Annotated in this window: 19 protein-coding genes; 14 read left to right on the top strand and 5 right to left on the bottom strand. The window is 65.6% G+C overall.

Annotated features, from left to right (window positions below; all coding sequences use genetic code 11):
* Positions 1 to 89 precede the first annotated feature (89 nt).
* Both AC0L27_RS33865 and AC0L27_RS33870 read left to right on the top strand, forming a co-directional pair.
* Positions 90 to 1493 carry an MFS transporter gene (locus AC0L27_RS33865; protein ID WP_473322058.1) on the top strand — a complete coding sequence of 468 codons (1404 nt, stop codon included), beginning with the start codon at positions 90 to 92 and terminating at the stop codon, positions 1491 to 1493.
* 112 nt (positions 1494 to 1605) lie between these two features.
* A complete protein-coding gene (locus AC0L27_RS33870) occupies positions 1606 to 4005 on the top strand; it encodes a bifunctional diguanylate cyclase/phosphodiesterase (RefSeq protein ID WP_473322061.1) in 2400 nt (799 codons plus the stop codon).
* Between the two features lie 2 nt (positions 4006 to 4007).
* Here AC0L27_RS33870 and AC0L27_RS33875 read toward each other — a convergent pair whose 3' ends face one another.
* Positions 4008 to 4442, bottom strand: coding sequence for a hypothetical protein (locus AC0L27_RS33875; RefSeq protein ID WP_275169975.1), 435 nt, complete (start codon positions 4440 to 4442; stop codon positions 4008 to 4010).
* A 79-nt stretch (positions 4443 to 4521) separates the two neighbouring features.
* Between AC0L27_RS33875 and AC0L27_RS33880 the strand changes: the two genes are divergently transcribed.
* Positions 4522 to 5109 carry a hypothetical protein gene (locus tag AC0L27_RS33880; protein ID WP_473322081.1) on the top strand — a complete coding sequence of 196 codons (588 nt, stop codon included), beginning with the start codon at positions 4522 to 4524 and terminating at the stop codon, positions 5107 to 5109.
* A 26-nt stretch (positions 5110 to 5135) separates the two neighbouring features.
* Here AC0L27_RS33880 and AC0L27_RS33885 read toward each other — a convergent pair whose 3' ends face one another.
* Positions 5136 to 6479 (bottom strand): aminotransferase-like domain-containing protein, encoded by a 1344-nt coding sequence (locus tag AC0L27_RS33885; protein WP_473322063.1) that lies wholly within the window; start codon positions 6477 to 6479, stop codon positions 5136 to 5138.
* Between the two features lie 184 nt (positions 6480 to 6663).
* Here AC0L27_RS33885 and AC0L27_RS33890 point away from each other — a divergent pair, with 184 nt between their 5' ends.
* A complete protein-coding gene (locus AC0L27_RS33890) occupies positions 6664 to 6900 on the top strand; it encodes a DUF1127 domain-containing protein (protein ID WP_007612358.1) in 237 nt (78 codons plus the stop codon).
* Positions 6901 to 7803: 903 nt separating this feature from the next.
* On the opposite strand, the gene AC0L27_RS33895 is transcribed toward AC0L27_RS33890, so the two are convergent.
* Both AC0L27_RS33895 and AC0L27_RS33900 read right to left on the bottom strand, forming a co-directional pair.
* Positions 7804 to 8229, bottom strand: coding sequence for a universal stress protein (locus tag AC0L27_RS33895; RefSeq protein ID WP_007602088.1), 426 nt, complete (start codon positions 8227 to 8229; stop codon positions 7804 to 7806).
* A gap of 94 nt (positions 8230 to 8323) precedes the next feature.
* On the bottom strand, positions 8324 to 8854 hold the full coding sequence (locus AC0L27_RS33900) for a SixA phosphatase family protein (RefSeq protein ID WP_473307823.1): 531 nt from the start codon (positions 8852 to 8854) through the stop codon (positions 8324 to 8326).
* A gap of 92 nt (positions 8855 to 8946) precedes the next feature.
* On the opposite strand from AC0L27_RS33900, the gene AC0L27_RS33905 reads away from it, so the two are divergent.
* The 9 genes from AC0L27_RS33905 (at position 8947) to AC0L27_RS33945 (ending at position 22609) form a co-directional block, all read left to right on the top strand.
* Positions 8947 to 10443 carry an NAD(P)/FAD-dependent oxidoreductase gene (locus AC0L27_RS33905; RefSeq protein WP_473322064.1) on the top strand — a complete coding sequence of 499 codons (1497 nt, stop codon included), beginning with the start codon at positions 8947 to 8949 and terminating at the stop codon, positions 10441 to 10443.
* A gap of 56 nt (positions 10444 to 10499) precedes the next feature.
* On the top strand, positions 10500 to 11012 hold the full coding sequence (gene msrB, locus AC0L27_RS33910) for a peptide-methionine (R)-S-oxide reductase MsrB (protein ID WP_473322065.1): 513 nt from the start codon (positions 10500 to 10502) through the stop codon (positions 11010 to 11012).
* A gap of 270 nt (positions 11013 to 11282) precedes the next feature.
* Positions 11283 to 13544, top strand: coding sequence for a flagellar hook-basal body complex protein (locus AC0L27_RS33915; RefSeq protein WP_275169980.1), 2262 nt, complete (start codon positions 11283 to 11285; stop codon positions 13542 to 13544).
* 34 nt (positions 13545 to 13578) lie between these two features.
* Positions 13579 to 15462 carry a flagellar hook-associated protein FlgK gene (gene flgK, locus AC0L27_RS33920; protein ID WP_473322067.1) on the top strand — a complete coding sequence of 628 codons (1884 nt, stop codon included), beginning with the start codon at positions 13579 to 13581 and terminating at the stop codon, positions 15460 to 15462.
* A 21-nt stretch (positions 15463 to 15483) separates the two neighbouring features.
* A complete protein-coding gene (locus AC0L27_RS33925; RefSeq protein WP_473322069.1) occupies positions 15484 to 17367 on the top strand; it encodes a flagellar protein in 1884 nt (627 codons plus the stop codon).
* Positions 17368 to 17439: 72 nt separating this feature from the next.
* Entirely contained in the window at positions 17440 to 18222 is a 783-nt protein-coding gene (locus AC0L27_RS33930; protein WP_473307814.1) for a hypothetical protein, read from the top strand.
* A complete protein-coding gene (locus tag AC0L27_RS33935; protein WP_473322070.1) occupies positions 18212 to 19861 on the top strand; it encodes a hypothetical protein in 1650 nt (549 codons plus the stop codon). Before AC0L27_RS33930 ends, AC0L27_RS33935 begins: the two co-directional genes overlap by 11 nt.
* Before the next feature lies 1 nt (position 19862).
* The gene (locus AC0L27_RS33940; protein WP_473322072.1) at positions 19863 to 21116 is read left to right on the top strand and encodes an ATP-grasp domain-containing protein; all 1254 of its coding nucleotides are present in this window, start codon (positions 19863 to 19865) and stop codon (positions 21114 to 21116) included.
* Positions 21113 to 22609 carry a pyridoxal phosphate-dependent decarboxylase family protein gene (locus AC0L27_RS33945; protein WP_473322074.1) on the top strand — a complete coding sequence of 499 codons (1497 nt, stop codon included), beginning with the start codon at positions 21113 to 21115 and terminating at the stop codon, positions 22607 to 22609. Before AC0L27_RS33940 ends, AC0L27_RS33945 begins: the two co-directional genes overlap by 4 nt.
* 118 nt (positions 22610 to 22727) lie before the next feature.
* Here AC0L27_RS33945 and flbT read toward each other — a convergent pair whose 3' ends face one another.
* Positions 22728 to 23168, bottom strand: a complete 441-nt coding sequence (flbT, locus tag AC0L27_RS33950; protein ID WP_354208411.1) for a flagellar biosynthesis repressor FlbT — start codon at positions 23166 to 23168, stop codon at positions 22728 to 22730.
* Positions 23169 to 23487: 319 nt separating this feature from the next.
* On the opposite strand from flbT, the gene AC0L27_RS33955 reads away from it, so the two are divergent.
* On the top strand, positions 23488 to 23711 hold a 224-nt coding region (locus AC0L27_RS33955; RefSeq protein WP_473322076.1), incomplete at its 3' end, for a flagellin N-terminal helical domain-containing protein.

Consider the following 23711-nt stretch of genomic DNA (forward strand, 5'->3'; position numbering starts at 1 on the left):
GCATTACGCATCCATCATTCGGTCGTTATCGTACATGATGGGGCGCGGGAAGCGTATCGTTCGCATGGGGCTGCAATCGAGATGGCAGCATGCGAGTAAGCACCGTCAAATATGAAGCCTTCGGAGCCGGCGCGCCGCATGCCGGCTCCCGCCTTGCGACATCCCTCACCCTTGCCGCTATGAGCCTTGGTTATGGCGTGGTGCAGCTTGATGTCACCATCGTCAACACCGCGCTCGACGCGATGGGCAGGACGCTCGGAGGCGGCGTCGCCGAGCTGCAATGGGTGGTCAGCGCCTACACCATTGCGTTTGCCGCGTTCATCCTGACGGCCGGCGCGCTCGGGGATCGGATCGGCGCCAAGCGCGTCTTCATGGCAGGGTTCGCCATCTTCACTGCGGCCTCGCTCGCCTGCGCATTGTCGCCCAATGCGACCGTCCTGATCGCAGCGCGGCTGGTCCAGGGGCTAGCGGCGGCGATCCTGGTGCCGAATTCTCTTGCGCTGCTCAATCATGCCTATCCGGACGACCGCGAGCGCGGCCGCGCTGTTGCGATCTGGGCCGCCGGTGCGAGCCTCGCGCTCACTGCCGGCCCGTTCGTCGGCGGCGCGCTGATCACGCTGGTCGGCTGGCGCGCGATCTTCCTGGTCAATCTGCCGGTCGGGCTCGTTGGCCTCTGGCTGAGCTGGCGTTACGCCAGCGAAACCACGCGGGCGCGTTCGCGTGAGATCGATCTGCCCGGCCAGCTTGCCGCGATCGGCGCGCTGGGAGCGCTCGCCGGAGCGATCATCGAAGGCGGCGCGCTTGGCTGGGAACATCCAGCCGTGATCGCGGCCTTCGTCGCAGCCGCAATTCTCGCCGTGCTCTTCGTCTGGCGCGAGAGCCGCACGGCGCAGCCGATGTTGCCGCTGTCGCTGTTCGGCCAGCGGCTGTTCGCGCTGACCTCGCTCGTCGGCCTGCTCGTCAACATCGCGATCTACGGCCTGATCTTCGTGCTCAGCCTGTATTTCCAGAGGATCAACGGGCTGTCGGCGTGGTGGACCGGTCTCGCCTTCGTGCCGATGATGGGAGTGGTGCTGCCGGTCAATCTGCTGGCGCCGCGCCTCGCCGAGCGTATCGGGGCGTGCCCGACCATCGTCGTCGGCGCCTGCGTCTCGGCGCTCGGTTGCGTCGGCCTGCTCTGGATCGAAGCCGGCACGAGCTATTGGGCGATCTTTGCTCAGATGATCGCGATCAGCGGCGGACTTGGGCTGCTGGTGCCACCGCTGACCTCGACCTTACTGGGCAGCGTCGAGAAGGCGCGCTCTGGCATCGCGGCGGGCGTCCTGAACGCGACGCGGCAAACCGGCAGCGTCCTTGGCGTCGCGCTGTTCGGGTCGCTGGTGGCCTCGGAGGGGGCGTTCATGACCGGCCTGCACCTGTCGCTGGTCGTGTCCGCGGCCGTGCTGACGCTCGCCGCCGCCGTGATCGGCCTCGGCGCGCCGGCGCGCGGATGAACAATCCGAGCGAATGAACACAGCTTCCGTTCACCATCCCCGAAACAGGCGCGTAGCCGGTTACCGACTGTCCATTTCTGTCGGTTCAAGTGCGGGTCGATAGGGGCCCGCAATGTATCAAGTTCTCTACTGTCTCGCCGAGGAACACGACTGGCGGCTCGTCGCACTTGGCGGCGCGGTGTGCCTGCTCGCAAGCGCGGCGGCGATCAGCCTGTTTCACCGGGCGCGCGCGACGCACGGCCCCGGGCGCCTGGTCTGGATCGCCCTGGATGCCGCCGTCAGCGGCTGCGGCATCTGGGCGACGCATTTCATCGCGATGCTTGCCTACGGGCCGGGCGGCGCCGGCGCCTACAACATCCCGGTGACGATCCTTTCGCTGATCTTCGCGATCTCCTTAACCTTCGTGGGGCTGAGTCTCGCGGCATCTTCCGTGCGCGCGCCGTGGGTCGTGCTCGGCGGCGCCATCGTCGGCACCGCGGTCGCGACGATGCATTATACCGGCATGGCGGCGCTGGAAATGCCGGCACGCGTCAATTGGATCGGGAGCACGGTTGCCGCCTCGGTGCTGTTCGGAATTGTCTTTGCAGCGCTCGCGCTGTTCGTCGCTGCGCGGCGCGACGACCTCTTCCATGCGCTGACCGCGAGCACCCTGCTGACGGTCGCCATCGTCGTACATCATTTCACAGCGATGGGCGCGGTCGTGCTGACGCCGGATCCGACACTCGCGATCAGCGGGTTATCGATCCCGGCGGACTCATTGTCCTTCTTCACCGCAAGCGCCGCGGTCGCGATCATCGCGATTGCGTTGGTGGCCGCGCTACTCGACCGCCGCGCCAAGGGCGAACTGGGCCGCCAGCAGATCGTGCTGGACACGGCGCTCGAGAACATGTCGCAGGGACTGTGCATGTTCGACGCGGAGGGCAAGATCATCCTGTTCAACGAGCGGTATGCCGCGATGCTCGGCCGCACCGACACCCTGCTCACCGGCCGGCTGCTGGTCGACGTGCTGCGGGAGGAACAGGCAAAGGGTCAGTGGCAGGGCGATGCCGGCGAATTCTTTGCCCGCCTCGTCGCCGACGCGCGCGAGAGCCGGACCACGACCGACGTCGTGACCAGGTTCGGCCGCTCCATCCGGGTCGTCAACCAGCCGATGCAGGGCGGCGGCTGGGTCGCGACCTTCGAGGACATCACCGAATGGCTGGAGGCCCAGGCCAAGATCTCGCACATGGCCCGCCATGACGCGCTGACCAGCCTGCCGAACCGCGTGCTGTTCCACGAGCAGCTCGTGCAGGGACTGCGCCGGACCAGATCGGACGACCAGCTCGCGGTGCTTTGTCTCGATCTCGACCACTTCAAGGACATCAACGACTCGCTCGGCCATCCCATCGGCGATGCGCTGCTCAAGGAGGTCGGGCGCAGGCTGAAGGCCACCGTCGGCGAGAGCGACACCGTGGCGCGGCTCGGTGGCGACGAGTTCGCCGTGGTCCAGATCGGACGTTCCGAGGAAACCGCGGCACGATCCCTTGCCGGCCGCCTTGTCGAGGTGATCTCGGCGCCTTACGAGATCGACGACCATCAGATCATCATCGGCGTCTCGATCGGCATCTCGCTGTCGCCGCAGGACGGCAGCAATCCGGACGAGCTGTTGAAGAATGCCGACCTCGCACTGTATCGCGCCAAGGCGGACGGCCGCGGCACCTATCGGTTCTTCGAGACCGGCATGGATGCGCGCGCGCAGGCGCGGCGCCTGCTGGAGATGGACCTGCGCGCCGCCCTGCAGCGCGACGAGTTCGAGGCGTACTATCAGCCGATCCGCGACGTCGTCAGCGGTCGTGTCGTCGCGTTCGAGGCGCTGCTGCGCTGGAACCATCCGCAGCGCGGCCTGATCGCGCCGATGAACTTCATTCCGCTGGCCGAGGAGACCGGACTGATCATCCAGCTCGGCGAGTTCGTGCTGCGCTCCGCCTGCACCGACGCGGCCACCTGGCCCGACGATGTCGACGTTGCGGTCAACCTGTCGCCGGTGCAGTTCAAGAATCCGAACCTGATCGCATCCGTGACTGAGGCGCTGGTCGCTTCCGGACTCGACGCTCGCCGCCTCGAGCTCGAGATCACCGAATCCGTGCTGCTCCAGAACAGCGAGGCGACGCTGGCCACGCTGCACGACCTCCGCGCCATGGGCGTACGCATCTCGCTCGACGATTTCGGCACCGGCTATTCATCGCTGAGTTATCTGCGCAGCTTCCCCTTCGACAAGATCAAGATCGACCGCTCGTTCGTGTCGGAACTCGCGACGCGCGAGGATTCCATGGCGATCATCCGCGCCGTGACCGGGCTGGGCCGGAGCCTCGGCATCGTCACCACGGCAGAGGGGGTCGAGAACGATGCGCAGCTCGAGCTGCTCCGGCGCGAAGGCTGCACCCAGGCGCAGGGCTATCTGTTCAGCAAGCCGCGGCCCGCTGCCGATGTCGCGATCATGCTGGACCGACCGCCGTTGCGCGCGACCGCCTGAGGTTAGCCGCGGCGCAGTGCGAAATGCGCGCCGCAGAACGCCATCACGGCACCGAGGCCCAGCGCGGCAATTCCGGCCAGCACGCCCGAGACCGTCGGCACCGGGCTCGGCGCCGAGGCCACCTGGCCCGCGCCCGCAAGCAGCAGCACGCCGACCGCGATCAGGAACTGCCGCATCCGTCGCGGAATCTGGCCCGAGACGGCGCTCTGCATCAGGGTCGCCGTGAAATATCCGCCGGAGAAGCCGACGGAGGCGATCAACCACCAGGCGATCGCCGCGCCCGCCGGTATGAACACGTGGGTGTCCGAGTGCCAGAGGCCGCCGAGGTCGAGCCCGTAGCGGGCGCCCAGCATGTGCACGGCGAGCGCGAGCAGCACGCCGGAGATCACGGCTGCGCCGAGAATCAGGCGGCGCGGAAAAAAAATCGTCTCAGCCATGTCTCGCTTGTAGGATGGGGCAGGGCGCTCACGCAAGCGGATCGCAGACTGGATCGCCCGGATTGGATTGATTGTGAAGATGCAGGATTCGGGAGCTGAGGCGGCTTCGGGAGCGAGCTATGCTTACAAGGCGTCGTTGATCGGCTCGGCGCATCGCTTCGAGCTGACGGAGGAGGGGCTGTCCTGGCATATCGGCGGCCGCAGCTCGCTGTGGCGTTATGACGAGATCAGTGCAATCCGGCTGTCGTTCCGCCCGGTGTCGATGCAGCAGCACCGCTTTCGCGCCGATGTCAGCCACTCCAATGGCGGCCGCATCAGGATTCTGTCGACGAGCTGGCAGAGCGCGGCGCTGATGGCACCGCAGGACAATGGTTTTCGCGATTTCATCGTGGCGCTGCACGCGCGCATGGCGCAGGCCGGCAGCCGCGCCGAGTTGACCGCGGGCCTTGGCCGCAGGACCTATTTGGCGATGCTGGCTTTTCTTGCGGTGCTTGCAGTGGCGATGACTGGGCTCCTGATCCGCGCGCTCGCGATCGGCGAATTTGCCGGCGCGCTGTTCATCATCGGCTTTGCCGCGCTGTTCGCCTGGCAGGTCGGCGGCTTCGTCCGGCGCAACCAGCCGCGGAGCTACAGTTTCGATCGCGTGCCGAGGGCCTTGCTGCCTTAAATGGCCGTGTTGCCCTGGACGGCGCGTTACTCCGTCGAGTCGAAATCCTCTTCCTTGGTGCCGAGCAGCGACGCGATCGTGCGCAGGCCGGAATCGAGCTGCTCGAACGTGGGCGGGGCGAGCGCGAGCCGCACTGCGTTCGGTGCGTGGCCATGGGCGATCGCGAAGGTCGAGGACGGTGTCAGCGCGATGCCACGCCGGGCTGCCGCGGCGACGAATGTCTGCGAGCGCCAGTGTGCCGGCAGCGTGAGCCAGAGGTGATAGGAGCGTGGATCGGCGGAGAGCTGGTAGCCGGCGAGCAGCCTTGCTGCGGTCTGCTGGCGGCGCGCGGCGTCGATGCGTTTCAGCCGCGTCAGCTCGGCGACGGTGCCGTCTGCCATCAGCCGCTGCCCGGATGCGAGCGCATGGCCTGACGCAATCCAGCCGCCGGTGCGGACCGCGCTCATCACGCTCTCACGCAATCGCGGCGGCGCGACGAGGATGCCGAGCGCGAGGCCCGGCGCGACCTTCTTGGACAGGCTGTCGATCACGATGCAGCGGTCGGGGCCGAGCGCGGCCAGCGGGGTGTCGTCGGCCAAGAAGCCGTAGACGGCATCCTCGATGATGGTGAGATCGAGCTTCTCGGCAACGCGCATGATGTCGGCGCGCCGCGTCGCGTTCATGGTGACGCCGAGCGGGTTCTGGATGATGGGCTGGAGATACAGCGCCGACAGGTGTGCCTCGCGATGCGCCTTCTGGATGGCGTCGGGGCGCGCGCCGAATTCGTCCATCGGAATCGGCACCAGCGTCACGCCGAGCCGCGCGGCGATGCTCTTGACGTACGGATAGGTCAGCGCCTCGACGCCACAGCGGCCGCCGGTGGGAACGAGGGCTGCGAGGGCGGCCGCGAGCGACTGCTTGCCGTTCGCGGTGAAGACGATCCGCTCGGCCTGCGGCGCGAAATCCTTGCGCGCGAGATAGGCGGCGGCTGCATTGCGCGCGCTCTTGGTGCCGGTGCTGGTGGAGACGCGCAGCGCGGATTCGAGCGCGTCGACGCGTTCGAGACCGGCAAGGCTCTTGGCGATCATCGCCCATTGCTGCGGCAGCAGCGGGTAATTGACCTCGAAATCAATCCGCGCGTCGCGCGGCTCGCTCAGCGCCTCGACCTCCCGCCTGATGGCGCCGGAGATGAAGGTGCCTCGGCCGACCTCGCCGACGACGAGGCCGCGGCGGAGCAACTCCGTATAAACCCGGCTCGCGGTCGAGACCGCGATGCCACGGTCATAGGCAAAATTACGCTGCGGCGGCAGCCGGTCGCCCGGCCTTAACGTGCCGTTAGAGATATCGAGAGCAATGGCATCGGCAAGCTTCACGTATTCGAACTTGGACATTATTGCACCGAGAGCAATGTTTCACTTGCTCCGAGTAGTGTACTGGAGCATTTAAGTTCCATCAAGCTTCACGATTGAGCCGAGGAGAGCGAGAGCAATCCGATGGCAAATGAGGTGCAGGCGCTCGGGCGTTTGCGCCAACGGCATCCGCTTCGCCGCGTGGACAACAGGCCGGAGAAGGACAATGACCACGATCTCGCAGACCGCCGGGCGGAGTTTACGCTCATCCTCGTCGGACGGATTTTTCCGCAAGCTGGCCAACGGCGCCTATGCGTTGTTCGACAGCCTGGAGCGCCGCTCCGCCGTCAAGACGTTGAACGACCTCGATGACCGCGCCTTGCGCGACATCGGGATCACGCGCAGCCAGATCGAGGATGCGGTCTACGGTCAGGCCAAAGCAGAACTGACGCGCTATCTGTAAGCGCTTCGCTCTTGTCCCGGACGCGCTGTGTCCGGGGCATGAGACTGAGTTTTCAGGCACACCTGCTTCAACATCGTCATGCGAGCGCAGCGAAGCCAATCCAGAATCACACCGCGGAAAGACTCTGGATTGCTTCGCTGCGCTCGCAATGACGGCATTTGTGGGTAGCACTGTCGCTCCTTAGCTCGTGCTTTCATCGTAGACACACCTTCGCCCTCTCGCGGCTTGGTTCGCCCGAGCTTTGCTTCATCGCCTTGCCCCCTTGAGAAAGAGGGCGCAGGGAAGACCGGGCGCCGGCTGGCACCCGCGGTCCACTGTGCGAAAGTTGCAGTAAGAAAATCTGCACAGCGGCATACAGGTGAAGCCAAAACGTCCGGCCTTCCCTGCGCAGCGGTTTGACGGCTTATGCCGAGCTCTCCCCGGGGAGCGATGCACTATTGCCCCCGTCGCCTTGCGGATGGCTGATGCTGCGTGCCCGGTCGGGCAGCGACATCACCACAAGACTTGACGCACAGACCCCGGGCGTCAGGACGACACGGTTTTGCCGTACGCGAGCCACACCGGTCGTGTGCGCGACGCCTACGCTCACGGTTGCCCGCCCTGCGAAGCCATTCGCGCCGATGTGGCCCAGCGTCCGCCGCCGTCCGGCCCGCGTTCGTGACGATCGCGATACGCCCCTCTTCCTTGGGCCGGGTTGCGGCGACACATACGCCGTTTCCGAATTTCGGTAAAGCGGAATATATTCGCGATCGGGAGTTGACCTGCAGTTTGGGTGTTTTGCCCGCCAGGCAACGCAAGATTTCGTAGCCCGGATGGAGCGCAGCGCAATCCGGGATTCCCTCCCTGGAGGCACTGGCCCCGGATTACGCTTCGCTCCATCCGGGCTAAACAGGTGCTCCGAGCTCAGTGCCTGACCACCAGCACCGAGCATTTTGCGTAGCGCACGACATGCCCGGCATTTGAGCCGAGGAAATAGGTCCGCATCGCCGGCCGGTGCGAGGTCATCACGATCAACTCGGCCTTCATGTGCACGGCTTCCTCCAGGATCTCGTGGTAGATGCCGCCCTGGCGCACCACGCTGGAGATGCGGGAAGGCTCGATGCCGGATTCGCGTGCGACGATGGCGAGGGCTTCTTCCGAGGTCTGGCGCTGCTGTTCGTCGAAATCGGCCGGCACGTATTCGGCCAGCATCACCGGCGTCATCGGCAGCACGTTGAGCAGGCGCACCACGCCGCTCCAGGTCTGCGACAGCGTTGCCGCGGTCGCGATCGCCGGCTTGGCCAGATCGGTGTCGGCGAGGTCGATGGGCACGAGGATGGACTTGAACATCTGCGCCTCCAATCTTGCGGTCAGGAAGTTTTGGCTGGATCAACCGGTCGAGACGGCGCCTTGGGCGTCTCATTCCGATCGAAGCAGCCACAAGCTAACGAAGCAGCTTTGGGCTGACGAACTGCACCAGTTTGCCGCGGCGGTAGGCCACGTCGTCCCAATCCTTGACGTCAAAATCGAAGATCGCAAGCCCCGCGGTGGGCAGATTGTCGGCGAGCGCCTTGGCGGCGGCCGGATCGCCGACACCCGTCAGCATCAAGGCGGCCTCGTGCATGCCCGGATTGTGGCCGATCAGCAGCAACTGCTTCGGGTCGGCCGGGACGGTCGCGGTGCGAATGGTCTCGAGGATCTGCGCAGGATCGGCGCCATAGAGTTCCGGCAGGACCTCGACCTGCGGCGCCGCGACGCGGTCCTTCATCGCCTCCCAGGCGATGTCCCAGGTCTGCCGGGCCCGGACGGCATGCGACACCAGCACGGTCTCGGGAAAGGGCGGATGGGCGGCGATCCAGTCGCCGAGCTGCGCGGCATCCCGGCGGCCGCGGTCGTCGAGACGCCGATCCTGGTCACGGCCGCTCGGCGCGTCGGTCTCGGTCTTGGCGTGACGCAGCAGCAGCAAACGGCGCATGGCATTCTCGAATCGTTACACGACCAGGATAATCTACAGGCGCTGGTCGGGGACAAGGTGACAAGCGGCCGCTCAGTCCTTTAAGAAACGACATGAGCGAGACTTTCACAAGCGTGTCCCAGGAAGAAGCCGGCTTTCGCGACCGGGCGCGGCTGTCGTTCGACCTCGATGCGGACATTTGCGTCATCGGGGCCGGGCTTGCCGGACTCTCCATCGCGCTGGAGGCGGCCCGGCTCGGGGCCAGCGTCGCGGTGCTCGAGGGCCGCCATGTCGGCTGGAACGCCTCCGGCAACCAGCTCGGCACCGTGATGCCCGGCTTCGCGCTGCCGCTCGCCGAGCTGATCGAGCGCATCGGCTTCGAGGACGCGCGGGAATTGTGGACGCTGTCGAAAGAGGGCGCCGAGTTCGTCCGGGCCAACGCCACCGAAGAGAACATGCCGGGGATCGGCCCGAGCGACGGCGTGCTGGAGGTCTCCAACGTCGATGCCGGCGACCGGCTGATCAGCCGGTTGCAGATGCTCACCGAGGATTTCGACACCGAGGTCGAGGGCTGGCAGGCCGATCGCGTCCGCGAGGTGCTCAAGACCGATCACTACTTCCACGGCGTGTATTATCCGAGGGCGTTCCAGGTCGACGGGCGCAAATATGTGCACGGCCTCGCGGCGCTGGCGCGGCGGGCAGGGGCGCGCATCTTCGAGGATACGCCGGTCGTCAGCATCGATCATTCCGGTATCCGCAAGCGCATCGTCACGCCCTCGGCGCGGCTGCGCGCCACCCACATCGTGCTTGCCGGCAACATCCATCTCGGGGCGCCGTTGCGGCGCCTCTCGGAAACGCTGCTGCCGGTCTGGCGCTATGCCGGCATCACCGCGCCGCTCGGCGAGCGCGTGCACGAGATCATGTCCTTCAGGGGATCGGTGATGGATTCCGACGGCGTCGATCATTTCCGGATCGTCGATGGCGACCGCCTGATGTGGGAGAGCCCGGAGACCACCTGGGCGGCACGCCCGCAACGCTTTGCGGGCGCCGTCAGGCGGCGGGTTCGGTCCATCTTCCCCCAACTCGGCAATGTCGAAATCACCGAAACCTTCGGCGGCGCCACCGGCCAGACCGTGCATGGCATGCCGCAGATCGGCCAGTTGCGCAAAGGCCTGTGGGTGGCCAGCGGGTTCGGCCGCCAGGGCATGAACACCTCGGCCATGGCCGGGCAGATGATCGCGCGCAGCATCCTGTGGGGCGACGAGCGCTGGAAGCTGTTCTCGCCGTTCGAGCTGGTCTGGGCTGGGGGAACGACGGGCCGGGTTGCCGGCCAATTGGTCGGAATCTGGGGCAGGGCGAGTTCCGCTGCCGCAGGCTCGCTCGCGCGCTATCGTGAACGTGCCAGGATCAAGGACCGGCAACGCGAGACGCGCCTCGCCGAAGCCAACCGGGCCGCCGGCACCGGTCCGCGCCGGCCGCCGTCAGGCGTCAGGCCGCGGCTTGCCCAGCCGAAAACTGCGTCCGAAGCCATCGAACGAGCCTCGGAACCAGGCTCGCGCGACGACAGCGTCTCGCACGAGACCCGAGAAAAATCCCGCCCGGAAGTGTAACGTCGGCCGTGAGAGCCCGTATCTCAGGGCATGGACGCTCCCTCATGGAGAATGAGATGTTTGACCGCCGCATCCTGTTGACGACTGTCGCCGGCCTGTTTGGCCTCGCGGCCTTCCGCTGGCTCAGAGCATCGCCCGCGGAGGCTGGAGAGAAAGCCGCACAGCAATTCGAGATCGAGAAGACGGACGCCGAATGGCGTGCCCAGCTCACGCCGCAGCAATATGAGATCCTGCGCAAGGAGGGCACCGAGCGGCCGGGCTCCAGCCCGCTGCTCAAGGAGCACCGCAAGGGCGTCTTCGCCTGCGCCGGCTGCGACCTGCCGCTGTTCGCTTCCGAGACCAAATTCGAGAGCGGCACGGGCTGGCCGAGTTTCTACCAGCCGATCGAGGGCAATGTCGGCAAGACCGAGGATCGCACCTTTGGCATGCTCCGCACCGAGGTGCATTGCCGGCGCTGCGGCGGCCATCTCGGGCACGTGTTCGACGACGGTCCGAAGCCGACCGGATTGCGCTACTGCATCGACGGTTTCGGGCTGGTCTTCCACCCCGCGGCTGCATCCGCAACGTAGGCCTTTCTCCTCGTCATTCCGGGGCGGTCCGCAGGACCGAACCCGGAATGACGAGGTTTCGGATTCGATGCTGACGCATCGCTCCGGAACGACAATCGTCCCGGCAATTGTTGCCGGTCCCGGCAATTGTGCCCCGGTCATCAGACCGGGGCTTTTTCGTCAAGCCATTGATTTCCTGAGAAAACCCGCATTGGCATAGCCCTTGCGACAGTCTCCTCCGACTGCGGCCATGGTCGACCGGCCGCCGAGATCGGATCTGGAGACAAAGTTATGGGTATCTTCGATGCAATGAACACCTCGGTGGGTGGCCTGCAGGCGCAGTCCTACGCGCTGCAGAACATTTCCGGCAACATCGCGAACTCATCCACCACCGGTTACAAGGGCATCGGGACCAGCTTCGTCGATCTCATTCCGGACGCCTCAGTGCCGAGCAAGCAGGTCGCCGGCGGCGTGACCGCCAATGCCAAGGCCACCATCACCACGCAAGGCACGATCTCGGGCTCCACCGTCGCCACCAACATGGCGATCACCGGCGATGGCTTCTTCTCGATCCAGAAGGCAACCGGCATCGTCGACAACTCGCCGGTGTTCAGCGGCGTCACCTATTACACGCGGCGCGGCGACTTCCAGCTCAACGCCAACGGCAATCTGGTCAACGGCGCCGGCTATTACCTGATGGGCGTCACGGTCGACCCGAAGACCGGCAACCCGCAAGGCAACGTTGCGACGGTCCTGAAATTCCAGAACAACTTCATCCCGGCACAGGCGACGACCTCGATCCAGTACGCGGCGAACCTGCCGACCCAGCCGAACACCGTCGCGAGCACGACTGCGGCGACCAAGACGCTGCTCGCGGCTGGCGGAATCAATCCGTCGGACTTCCAGGCCAACCCCTTGCCGGTGGGCACACCGCCCGCGCCCTATACCAGCGCGACGGTGTCCGGCGCAGCCGCCACGGGCAACATCCGCTCGGCCTATTCGTCGACGACGGGGACGGGCACGGTCCCGCTCCAGAACAACTCGTCCGCGGTGGCATCGGGCACCACTTCGCTCGACAACGCCGTGGGCACGCATCTCGCCTCCAGCATCCTCACAGCGCTGAGCGGCCAGACGCTGACCATCAACGGCAACACAATTACCTTCGACGGCAGCACCACCGTCGCGACGGTCGGCAGCAACACCACGATTGGTCTCGGCGCGGGCACGACGGCGACCGTGGCCAGCATCCTGAACGCGATCCAGACGGCCGGCGGTGCCGGTGTCACGGCCTCGCTCTCCGCCAGCGGCAATATCCAGATCTCGACGGGTACCGGCACCGACGTGGCGGTCAACAGCGGCACCGCAGCCACGGCACTCGGCATCAGCAGCGTGGCGCGCGGCGGCAACGTGCTGTCCTCGCCCTCGATCACAGGTGCCACGGTGCTGAGCGGCGCGGCAACGGCCGGTGGCGCCGAGGTGCTCTCGTCCGGCTTTTCGGCAGGCCCGCCCGCCGACACCATCACCGTCAACGGTCAGACGCTGACCTTTGTGGCCTCGGGCGCCACCGGTCCGAACCAGATCAACATCACCGACAACATCACGACCCTGCTCGGCAAGATCGACGCTCTCTCCGGCGCGTCGGGGTCGTCGATCAGCAGCGGCGGCGTCATCACGCTGAACACCGGCACCGTCTCCAATCTGTCGGTAGCCAGCTCCAACAGTGCGGCCTTCGCCGCGCTCGGCTTCACCTCGACCATCAGCAAGAATCGTGACGGCGGCGGCACCGCCGGCACCGGCGGCGTCATCGGCAACGACATCGCGACCTTCACCAAGGAATCGATCAGCGGTGGCGCGGTGACCGCCTACAACGCCGCCGGCACGCCGGTGAACCTGCAATTGCGCTGGGCCAAGACCGACAGCGCCTCGCTCGGCGCCGGCCATGCCGATACCTGGAACATGTTCTACCAGACCGACCCGAATGCGACCGGTTCGACGGTCGGCTGGGTCAACACCGGCCAGGCCTTCACCTTTGCCTCCGACGGCTCACTGACCTCGCCGAGCGGCTCGGGCATCACCATCAACAACGTCAGCGTCAGCGGGCAGTCGCTCGGCTCGGTGTCCTTCAACATCTCCTCGGGCGGGCTGACGCAATATGCCAGCACCAGCGGCGCGGTGACCATCAACACCATCACCCAGAACGGCTACGCCGCGGGTCAGCTCCGCTCGGTCGCCGTCAACAACAACGGTCTCGTGGTCGGCACCTTCTCCAACGGCCAGAACCTCGACCTCGCACAGGTCTCGTTGTCGCACTTCAACGGCACCAATTATCTCAAGGCGATCGACGGCGGCGCTTACGCTTCGACCGAGCAGTCGGGGCCCGCGATCGACGGCGCGTCGGGCACCATCAGCGGCTCGTCGCTGGAAGGCTCCAACACCGACATCGCCGACGAATTTACCAAGCTGATCGTGACCCAGCAGGCCTATTCGGCCAACACCAAGGTGATCACGACCGCGAATTCGATGGTGCAGGACCTCTTGAACGTGTTGCGCTGATCGCGCGTGACGTAACCAAAGGCGGCAAGTCAACATGGGTTTGAGTTCAGCCCTCGCCAGTGCGATGAGCGGTCTGCGTGCCAATCAGGCTGCGCTCTCGATCGTTTCCTCGAACGTCGCCAACTCGCAGACGCCGGGTTACGTCGTCCAGACGCCGAATCAGATCGAGGTCACCACCGGCGACTTCGGCTCGACGGTGATGACGACCGGCGTCAGCCGCGAGCTCGACACCTATGTGCAGAACCAGCTTCGCACCGAGACCGGCGGCAGCGGCTACGCCGACCAGATGGCCAACATCCTGAAGCAGCTTCAGAATGTCTATGGCACGCCCGGCAACAGCGGTACGCTTGAAAATGCGCTGAACAGTTTCACCACGGCGCTGCAGGCGCTGTCGACCAACGCGGGCTCGTCGTCGGCGCAGACGGTTGCGCTCGGCGCGGCGCAGACACTGGCGCAGCAGCTCAACCTCGCCACCAAGGGAATCCAGTCGCTGCGCTCCAACGTCGAGCAGGATCTCGGCAATTCGGCGCTAGCCGCCAACGCTGCGATGCAGCAGGTCGCCGACATCAACGGCAGGCTCCAGGGCCTGTCGGCAAACGACCCCTCGGCCGCGACGCTGATGGACCAGCGCGACCAGGCCATCAACACGCTGTCGAAATATGTCGACGTCCACGTCACCACCGACGGGTCCAATCAGGCCAACATCTACACCACCACCGGCATCCAGCTGGTCGGCGCCGGGCTGGCCTCGCAATTCACCTTTGCGTCCGCCGGCGCGCTGTCGGCGACCTCGCTCTACAACATCGATCCGGCCAAATCCGGCGTCGGCGCGTTCAACATCAGGCTCCCGAACGGATCCTCGGTCGACGTCATCGCCAACAGCGTGGTGTCTTCGGGCCAGATCGCGGCCGATCTGAAGCTGCGCGATCAGACGCTGGTGCAGGCGCAGAACCAGATCGACCAGTTCGCCGCGACAATGTCGAGCGCGCTGTCGGACAAGACCACGGCCGGCAGCACGGTCACCGGCCCGCCGGCCGGCTTCGATCTCGATCTTGCCGGGGCGGCGCCGGGCAACAGCGTCAACTTCACCTACACCGATACGACCACCAACACGAAGCGACAGGTCACGCTGGTCAACGTGACCGATCCGGCGGCGCTGCCGCTCCAGAACGCCACCAACGCCAATCCGATGCAGATCGGGGTGAACTTCTCCGGCGGCATGAGCGCGATCGCCTCGGCGCTCAACACCGCGCTTAACGGCTCGCATCTGTCGCTCGCCGCCGCGCCGTCGCCGGCGACGGCCACCACGTTGCGGGTGACCGACGACAACAGCGGCCTCACCAAGGTCAATTCGGCCTCGATCACCAAGACGATCTCGTCGCTGACCTCGGGTAATCCGCAACTGCCGCTGTTTACCGATGGCGGGCAGGCGCTCTACACCGGCGCGATCACGGCATCGGGTTCGCAGATGACCGGCCTTGCCGGGCGCATCGCCGTGAACACTCAGCTCGCCACCGACCCGACCAGGCTGTCGGTCTACAACACCTCGCCGGTGACGCCCACCGGCGACACCACGCGCTCGGACTATCTTTATTCGCAGCTCACCTCGGCGGTGTTCTCCTATTCGCCGCAATCCGGTCTGGGCTCGGCGAGCCAGCCCTTCACCGGCAGCGTCTCGAATTACCTCCAGCAGTTCCTGAGCATCCAGGGCAATGCCGCGACCCAGGCGACCCAGCTCCAGCAGGGCCAGAGCGTCGTGGTCTCGACGCTGCAGGCCAAGTTCAACTCGACCTCCAGCGTCAATCTGGACTCGGAGATGTCGAACCTGATCCAGCTCCAGAATGCCTATGCCGCCAACGCTCATGTCATGTCGGTGGTGCAGAGCATGATGAATACGTTGCTCCAGGCTCAAGTGTAACAAGTAACAGGGCTCTGAAACATGTCGATCAGCAGCATCAACTATTCCTCGTCGGTTCTCGGTTCGCAGATCCGCAACATCAACCAGCAGCTCACCGACCTGTCGACGCAGCTCTCGACCGGCAAGCTGTCGCAGAACTATTCCGGGATGGGCACCAACGAGGGGTTTGCGATCGCCGGGCGCGCGCAGCTCTCCAACATCGCCGCCTATACCGACACAATGACCAACGTCAACGTCAGCATCAACCTCGCCAATACCGCGCTGCAGTCGCTGACCACGATCCGCAACACGGTGCAGACGGGCTCGGCCAACACCGCGCAGGATCTCAACGTCAACGGCCAGACGGTTGCGCAGAACACCGCAGCCGCGCAATTCGGCTCGATGGTCGGCGTTCTCAACACGCAGTCCGGCAACCGCTATCTGTTCTCCGGAACCGCCTTCAACACGCCGTCGGTCGCGAATGCCGGCGACATCATCAACGGCACCACGACGCAGGCGGGCTTCAAGACCGTCATGGCGGAGCGCCAGGCCGCCGACCTCGGCGCTAACGGCATGGGCCGGCTGATGCTGGCGACGCCACAGCCGACGCCGAGCTCGGTAATGGTGTCCGAGGACGCCGCGGCATCGCCATTCGGCCTGAAGATTGCCGCGGTCTCCTCGACGCTGACCGGCGCGACGGTCACCGGCCCGAGCGGCTCGCCGGTGTCGTTCTCGGTGGACCTCAACGGCGTCAATCCGAACAATGGCGACAAGCTCAGCGTGCAGTTCACGCTGCCCGATGGCTCGACAGAGCAGATCGACCTGACGGCATCGACGGCGACGCCGACCCCGCTCGGCAGCTTTGCCATCGATGCAAGCGTCCCGGTCAACCCGAACAACACGGCGACGAACCTCAACACCGCGCTGAACACCGCGATCAAGAAGCTTGCCGGCACCTCGCTGGTGGCGGCCTCCGCCATCACCGCCGGCGACAATTTCTTCAACACCGACAGCTCGGCCATCGGGGTTGCCAAGACCAGCCAGGCGTCCGTGCCGATCAGCGGCACCACCGCGCTATCCGGCACCTCGCCCTCGGACTCGATTGCGCCGGGCTTCTCCGCCGGCGACACCCTGACCGTCAACGGCACCACGATCAGCTTCGTCACTTCGGGGGCGACCGGCAACCAGCTGAATATCGGCGACAGCATCCAGGCCCTGATGAGCAAGATCGACGCCGTCACGGGCACCTCGCGGCCGTCTACCATTCACGGCGGCTCGATCACGATCAACACCGACGATGCGGCGAGCCTGAACATCACGAGCTCGAATACGGGCGCTCTCGCCTCGCTCGGTTTCAGCTCGACGCCGATCACCGCCACGCAACCGCCGCTACGCGTCGGCTCGTCGCCCGCGAGCTCGGCGACCACGCTGGTCAACGGCTCGGCTACCACCGTGAAATGGTACCTGGGCAATGACGGCCCCGGCTCGCCGCGCTCCACCGCGATGGCCCGGGTCGACGATTCCGTCACGGTGCAGTATGGCGCGCAGGCCAACGAGGACGCGATCCGCAAGGAGCTGCAGGCGGTCGCCGTGTTCGGGACGTTCTCGACCTCGCCGACCGGGCAGTATTCGGGCGGGCAGGTCGCCGCGCTGAGCCTGCGGGTGACGCAGGCCCTGACGAAGCAGCCCGGCCAGCAGCGCATCGAGGACATCCAGACCGACATCGCAATGGCCCAGAACACCATGAAGGGCGCAAGCTCGCGCCAGACCCAGGCCAAGGCGCAGCTCCAGACCATCATCGACCAGGCGGAATCGGCCCCGCCGGACCAGGTTGCGAGCGAGATCCTGGCGCTCCAGAATGCCCTCCAGGCGTCCTACCAGGTGACCTCGAACCTCTCGCAGCTCTCGCTCGTCAAGTTCCTGTAAGCCGGGCGTTAAGGCGCCGTTAACCATGCCTCTTTACCTCTTGGTGAGGATTGCAGCGGGGCGGAGCTGACGATGTCGGAGAAGATGAAACTGGTGGTGGCCACGCCATGTTTCGGCGGGCAGGTGACGAGCATCTATGCGAGCTCGATCTTCGCGCTTCAGCGCGCCGTGCACGGCATGGCCAATCTCGAGCTCAAAGTGCTGCTGCGCGACGGCGATGCGCTGATCACACGCGCGCGGGCCAATCTGGCGGCGATGTTCCTGGACGATCCAGAGGCGACGCATTTCCTGTTCATCGACGCCGACATCGGCTTCAAGCCGGAGCAGGTGTTCCGGCTGATCGAGTGCGGCGCGGACGTCGTCGCCGGCTGCTATCCGATCAAGCGGATCAACTGGGACAAGGCCGCGCGGGCGATCCAGTCCGGCCGCGCCGACGTGCCGGCCGCATCGCTCGACTACGTGCTCGAGATCGAGGACCCCGACCGCATCGTGGTGGTGAACGGCTTCACCCGCGTGCGCTACGCCGGCACCGGCTTCCTGATGATCCGGCGCTCCGTGCTGGAGACGATGTGCCGCCATCCGGACTACGCGGCCTTGCAATTCTTCCGCGAGCATTCGCACGATACGCTGGCGGCGAGCCTGAACCGGTTTGCCTTGTTCGAATGCATGATCGATCCGGCGACCGGCACCTATCTGTCCGAGGACTTCGCCTTCTGCAAGCGCTGGACCGACATCGGCGGCGAGATCTGGGCCGACATCGAGAGCTCGCTCGATCACGTCGGACCGTCGGTGTTCCACGGCGACATCACCTCGCAATTCGCACCGGCGCCCGCGGCGGCGGCCGATGCGGCGTGAGCCTTTCGGGATGAGCGCCGGCGCATCCCGTCTGTCAGCCAGCGAGCGCGCCTCCGACGGCGGCTCGCGCTATCGCCTGCGCGATCTCTTCACACCGCTGGATACGCTGCTCGCCTCCGGCGGAGATCCGCGGCTGGCGCTCGATGCGAACGACCGTGTCAACGCCTATGGTTGCGCGGCTTCGCCGGAGCCGGAGCTCTGGAATTTCGCCTCCGCGACCGCGTCGACGATCTCGCCGATGGCCTACGACCGCGCCGCGTTGGCGCGCGAAGAGCTGATGCACAAATGCCTGTTCGACGAGGTCGAAATCGCCTTCGATGCCCGCTGCGAGGACATGCGCGAGGAGCTGCGCGGCCACCTTGCGCTCTCGTCGCGCATCGACGTCGTGTTCTCGCCGTCCGGCACGGACTCCCAGCTTCACGCGCTGTTCGTGGCGCGCGCGGTGCTCGGCGGGGCGCCGGTGACGATCGTGGTCGGCGCCGACCAGACCGGAAGCGGGACGCCGCATACCGCACGCGGCCACCATTTCAGCACGATGACGGCAGGCGGCATTGCCGTGCGCAAGGACGGCGCGGTGACGGGGCTCGCCGGCGATAGCATTGCGGTGCCGCTGATCGACATGGCGACCGGCATTGCGATGCGCACGGACGCCGATGCCGCGGTGCTGCGCGCGGTCGAGACCAGCCTCACGCAAGGCCGCCGCGTTTTGTTGCAGATCATGGATTCGTCAAAACTCGGTTGGCGTGCCCCGAGCGAGGCCTGTCTCGACGAGATCGCGCGGCGCTGGCCGCGCAAGGTTCAAATCGTCGTCGATGCCTGTCAGGCGCGGCTCGGCCGCCGGCGGCTGCGCGCCTATCTCGACCGTGGTTACATGGTGCTGATGACCGGCTCGAAGTTTTTCGGCGGCCCCGCCTTCAGCGGTGCGCTGCTGCTGCCGAAAGGCCTGTCGCGCTCGATCGACCGGATGGGTGCGATCGCGCCCGGCATCTTCGACTATGCCGGCCGCTGCGACTGGCCGGTGGCGTGGACGACGCTACGCTCGCGCTTCGAGCGCCGGCCGAATTTCGGTCAATGGCTGCGCTGGGAGGCCGCGCTGGCCGAGATCGGCAGCTACTACGCCGTGCCCGGGGCTTTCCGCGCCAGGATGCTGGCCGAGCTTGCAGCCGGCATCGACAGCATGATCGCGTTGTCGCCGTCACTTCGTGCCGTTCCAGCCGCAATCGAGAAGTCAGGCGCGGACGACGAGGAATTCGCGCAAGCCACGATCTTTCCGTTCACGCTGCTGCGCGGCGGCAAGCCGGTCTCGATCGCCGAGACCAGCGCCGTGCATCGGGCGCTGGCGCGCGACATGGCCGAGGAGATCAGCGACAGCGCGGCGGATCGGCAAGTGGCCGCCCAGCGCTGTCTCGTCGGCCAGCCGGTCAGACTTGAGCGGCAGGACGGTGCGCCGCAGGTCGTGTTGCGCCTCTGCGTCGGCGCACGATTGGTGACCGAAGCCTGGTCGCCGGATCCAATGCAGGCGCAACGCAATGTGCAACACGTTCTCGATCGCATCGCCCATGTGCTGGTGAAGATCGAGCTGTTGCTTGACCGTGGCGCGGTCACGGCCGTGCCGGCAAAGTCCGCGTTCGAGGTGTGAGATGCAACATCCAGTTTCCGCGCAGAGCGGCGTGACCGCGCCGAACCATGCCGACCGCATCGGCTTTGCGCAGTTGACGCGTCGCGCCTTCGAGGGCGGCGACCTGCATCCATTGCGCGAGCGGCTGCTGGCGCGGATCGAGGAAGGGACGGCGGAGGCTGGCGAAGGCCTCGATCTCTCGCTGATTGCCCAGCTTCTCGGCGAGAAGGAGGCCGGTTTGGTGATCCAGACCGAAGTGCTCTCCTTCCACCAATTGTTTCGTACGCCTTGCGCTGCTGCAAAACCCCGGCTGCGCGTGCTCGCGCTCGCCGCCGATATCGACATGGGCGGCAACACGCCGATCGACTTCCTGCTCGAAGACTCCGACATCGAGCTGTTGACGCTCTATGTGGTCAAGGGCATCGGCCTGCCGGAGACTCTGCCCGAGCACGACGTCGCCATCGTGATCGCATCCGATTCCGAGGAGTGCCGGGAGGCGCTCGCGCTGATCGAGAAGGCTGCGCCACACTGGCCGAGGCCGCTGCTCAATCGTCCCGATCTCATCGGCAATCTCGATCGCGACAAGCTGTATCGTCTGCTGGCGGGCGTACCCGGTCTCGACATTCCAGTGACCGCCCCCACGACGCGCGCGCAATTGTCGGAGCTTTCGCAAGGCAAGATCGTTTGCGAGGAGATCACGGGCGAACTGCGCTTTCCGATGATCGTGAGGCCGCGCGGCACGCATGCCGGCGTCGGACTTGCCAAGGTCGACGACGCGGCGGCGCTCGCAGCCTATCTTGCCGAGCGGCAAGAGCAGGACTTCTTCGTCGCGCGCTTCGTCGACTATGCGAGCCCCGACGGGCTCTACCGCAAATATCGTCTCGCCATGGTCGACGGCAAACCCTACGCCTGCCACATGGCGATCGCCGATCGCTGGGACATCTGGTATCTCAACGCCTTCATGGCGTTCAGCGAGGAGAAGCGGGCCGAGGAAGCCGTCTTCATGCTCGACTTCGACCAAGCGTTCGCGGCGCGCCACAAAATCGCGCTGGACGAAATGAGCAGGCGCGTCGGCCTCGATTACTTCATCGTCGATTGCGCCGAGAACCAGAACCGCGAGCTCCTGGTCTTCGAAGCCGACAACACCGCCGTCGTGCACAACATGGATCCGCCGGCCGTGTTTCCATACAAGCCGCCGCAGATGCGCAAGATCTTCGCGGCGTTCACGGCGATGCTGTCGCGGCATGTGCGAGCGGGCGAGGAGAGCGCAGCATGAACGAGATCATCCGTAACACGCAAAGCTCCGTCACGCACACTTCGCTCGATCCGCAGGACTGGAGCGAGTTTCGCGCGCTCGCCCATCGCATGCTCGACGAGACGGTCGACAGCATCGCCAACGTTCGCGCGCGTCCGGTGTGGCAGCCGATCCCCGAGGGCGTCCGCGCGGGATTCAAGGCCGACGTACCGCGCGAGGCGAGCGATCTCGCCGACGTCTATCGCGACTTCTCCGAACACGTCGCGCCCTATGCGACCGGGAACGTCCATCCCGGTTTCATGGGCTGGGTGCATGGCGGCGGGACCGCGGTCGGCATGGTCGCGGAAATGCTCGCGGCGGCCCTCAACGCCAATCTCGGCGGCCGCGACCACATGCCGATCGAGGTCGAGCGCCAGATCGTCGACTGGATGCGCAGCCTGTTCGCCTTCCCGGAAAGCGCGAGCGGTATCTTCGTCACTGGCACGTCGATGGCGAATCTGATGGCGGTGCTGGTGGCACGTACGAGCGCGCTCGGCACGCTGGCGCGGCAGTACGGCATCGGCAATGACGGTGCGCTTCTCACCGCCTATACATCGCAGGCCGCGCATGGCTGTGTCTCGAGGGCGATGGACATCGCCGGGCTCGGTACCGATGCGCTGCGCAAGATCGACGTCGATGCCGGTCATCGCATGGACGTTGCCGCGCTACGTGCGCAGATCGCGATCGATCGCGAGGTCGGCTTCAAGCCGTTCCTCGTCGTCGCATCCGCCGGTACGGTCGATATCGGCGCGATCGACGATCTCCGCGCGATCGCGCAGCTGTGCCGCGAGGAAGGAATCTGGTTTCACGTCGACGGCGCCTTCGGTGCGCTCGCGATCCTGTCGCCCGAGCTTGCGCCGCTGCTCGGCGGCATCGAGCTTGCGGATTCCATTGCGCTCGATTTCCACAAATGGGGACAGGTGCCTTACGACGCCGGCTTCCTGATGGTGCGCGACGGCGAGCAGCATCGGAAAGCCTTTGCGCAGCCCGCGGCCTATCTGCGCCGCGAGGCGAGGGGGCTTGCGGCCGGCGCGATCTGGCCCTGCGATCTCGGCCCCGATCTGTCGCGCGGCTTCCGTGCGCTGAAGACGTGGTTCACGCTGAAGACGTTCGGTACCGATCGGCTTGGTGCGGTGATCGCGCGAAGCTGTGCGCTGGCGAAATATCTGGAGACACGCGTTCTCGCGGAGCCGCGGCTGGAATTGCTGGCCCCGGTCAATCTCAACATCGTCTGCTTCCGCTATCGCGCTGCCGACGAGGTCAATCGCGAGATCGTCGCCGACATCCAGGAGTCCGGGATCGCGGCGCCATCGAGCACGACGCTGGACAACAGGTTTGCGATCCGCGCCGCGATCGTCAATCACCGTACCGAAGAGACCGACATCGATGCGCTGATCGCAGCGGTGCTGGAGTTCGGCGGACGACGGAGCGGGGGAGTGATCGAGGTCGAGGCGCCGCCGCTCGCGGCACCATAGCTCGATGCATGTCTGAAACGACAACGGCCCCGGACGATCCGGGGCCGTTTTCATTCGTATGGCTGGTCGTTCGTCCGGCCCGGTCGTTCGCCCGGCGTGGGCCCGCGAACGCGTGGGATCAGGCGGCGGTGCTGACGTCGTTCTGGCCCGCTTCCGTCTTGGGATGCGTGGCCTCGAACTGGCTCCGTAACTTCTCTTCATAGGCGATCAGCTTGCGGGCATCCTTCAGCGCGCGATAGAGGTCGCCGTTGAGGATGTTGTTGTTGATGCCTTCGATGATCGGCCAGGAGCTCGGCACCGCGGTGACGATGTCGCGCACCAGGTTGAAATAGGTGCCGTGCTGGGTCTGCGGATCCGGCGAGATGTACATGAGCTGGACCGCCAGATAGACGAGCTTGGCGGGCGAGTCGGCGGTCTCCGGCGTGAGGATGTCGCGCTCGCGCAGGATCGGCACGTTGTCGCCGTCGATCAGAAGGCGGGCGCGCTGGTCGGTGTTGGTTATCACGCAGTTGCCGACGATGATGCGTTCGTGCGGTCTGAGCTCGACCTTGAGGGCCATGCCTGTTCTCCATCAACGCTTTCGTAACCGAGCGTGTGTTGCGGCGGATCAGGGCGCAATACTCCATCAAGACTAGTTAACGAGTTGTAAATCCCGGTCATTGCCGCGAAAAAACTCAATTATATCAACGTCGAAATCACCCGGCGGAGCGGCGTCACGGGCCTGCATATCGGCCGAATCGCACGGCGACTCAGCAAAAGTGCCCATTTCATTTCATGTTTCGTTAGAGGACTCCGCCCCACGGTCCGCCGGTCGCTGGGTCACTCGATCCATGCAGACGCGTAACAGTAAGCGTTGTTTACCAGAAAGGTAACACCCAATGTCCGGTATCGTTCTCTCCTCCTCGGTTCGTCAGAACCTCCTCTCCCTCCAGTCCACCGCTGATCTTCTCGCCACCACGCAGAACCGTCTGTCGACCGGCAAGAGCGTCAATTCGGCCCTGGACAATCCCACCAACTTCTTCACGGCACAGTCGCTCGACAACCGCGCCAGCGACATCAACAATCTGCTCGACGGCATCGCCAACGGCGTGCAGGTGCTGCA

The sequence above is a fragment of the Bradyrhizobium sp. Ken51 genome, from assembly GCF_055807435.1.

Coding starts and splice junctions, on each gene's coding strand:
- AC0L27_RS33895 (WP_007602088.1), bottom strand. CDS start 8,229: ATGTTCAAGTCCATCCTCGTGCCCATCGACCTCGCCGACACCGATCTG.
- msrB (WP_473322065.1), top strand. CDS start 10,500: ATGTTTGACCGCCGCATCCTGTTGACGACTGTCGCCGGCCTGTTTGGC.
- AC0L27_RS33865 (WP_473322058.1), top strand. CDS start 90: ATGCGAGTAAGCACCGTCAAATATGAAGCCTTCGGAGCCGGCGCGCCG.
- AC0L27_RS33935 (WP_473322070.1), top strand. CDS start 18,212: ATGCGGCGTGAGCCTTTCGGGATGAGCGCCGGCGCATCCCGTCTGTCA.
- AC0L27_RS33885 (WP_473322063.1), bottom strand. CDS start 6,479: ATGTCCAAGTTCGAATACGTGAAGCTTGCCGATGCCATTGCTCTCGAT.
- flbT (WP_354208411.1), bottom strand. CDS start 23,168: ATGGCCCTCAAGGTCGAGCTCAGACCGCACGAACGCATCATCGTCGGC.
- AC0L27_RS33925 (WP_473322069.1), top strand. CDS start 15,484: ATGTCGATCAGCAGCATCAACTATTCCTCGTCGGTTCTCGGTTCGCAG.
- AC0L27_RS33875 (WP_275169975.1), bottom strand. CDS start 4,442: ATGGCTGAGACGATTTTTTTTCCGCGCCGCCTGATTCTCGGCGCAGCC.
- AC0L27_RS33870 (WP_473322061.1), top strand. CDS start 1,606: ATGTATCAAGTTCTCTACTGTCTCGCCGAGGAACACGACTGGCGGCTC.
- AC0L27_RS33930 (WP_473307814.1), top strand. CDS start 17,440: ATGTCGGAGAAGATGAAACTGGTGGTGGCCACGCCATGTTTCGGCGGG.
- AC0L27_RS33945 (WP_473322074.1), top strand. CDS start 21,113: ATGAACGAGATCATCCGTAACACGCAAAGCTCCGTCACGCACACTTCG.
- flgK (WP_473322067.1), top strand. CDS start 13,579: ATGGGTTTGAGTTCAGCCCTCGCCAGTGCGATGAGCGGTCTGCGTGCC.
- AC0L27_RS33905 (WP_473322064.1), top strand. CDS start 8,947: ATGAGCGAGACTTTCACAAGCGTGTCCCAGGAAGAAGCCGGCTTTCGC.
- AC0L27_RS33900 (WP_473307823.1), bottom strand. CDS start 8,854: ATGCGCCGTTTGCTGCTGCTGCGTCACGCCAAGACCGAGACCGACGCG.
- AC0L27_RS33880 (WP_473322081.1), top strand. CDS start 4,522: ATGCAGGATTCGGGAGCTGAGGCGGCTTCGGGAGCGAGCTATGCTTAC.
- AC0L27_RS33890 (WP_007612358.1), top strand. CDS start 6,664: ATGACCACGATCTCGCAGACCGCCGGGCGGAGTTTACGCTCATCCTCG.
- AC0L27_RS33915 (WP_275169980.1), top strand. CDS start 11,283: ATGGGTATCTTCGATGCAATGAACACCTCGGTGGGTGGCCTGCAGGCG.
- AC0L27_RS33940 (WP_473322072.1), top strand. CDS start 19,863: ATGCAACATCCAGTTTCCGCGCAGAGCGGCGTGACCGCGCCGAACCAT.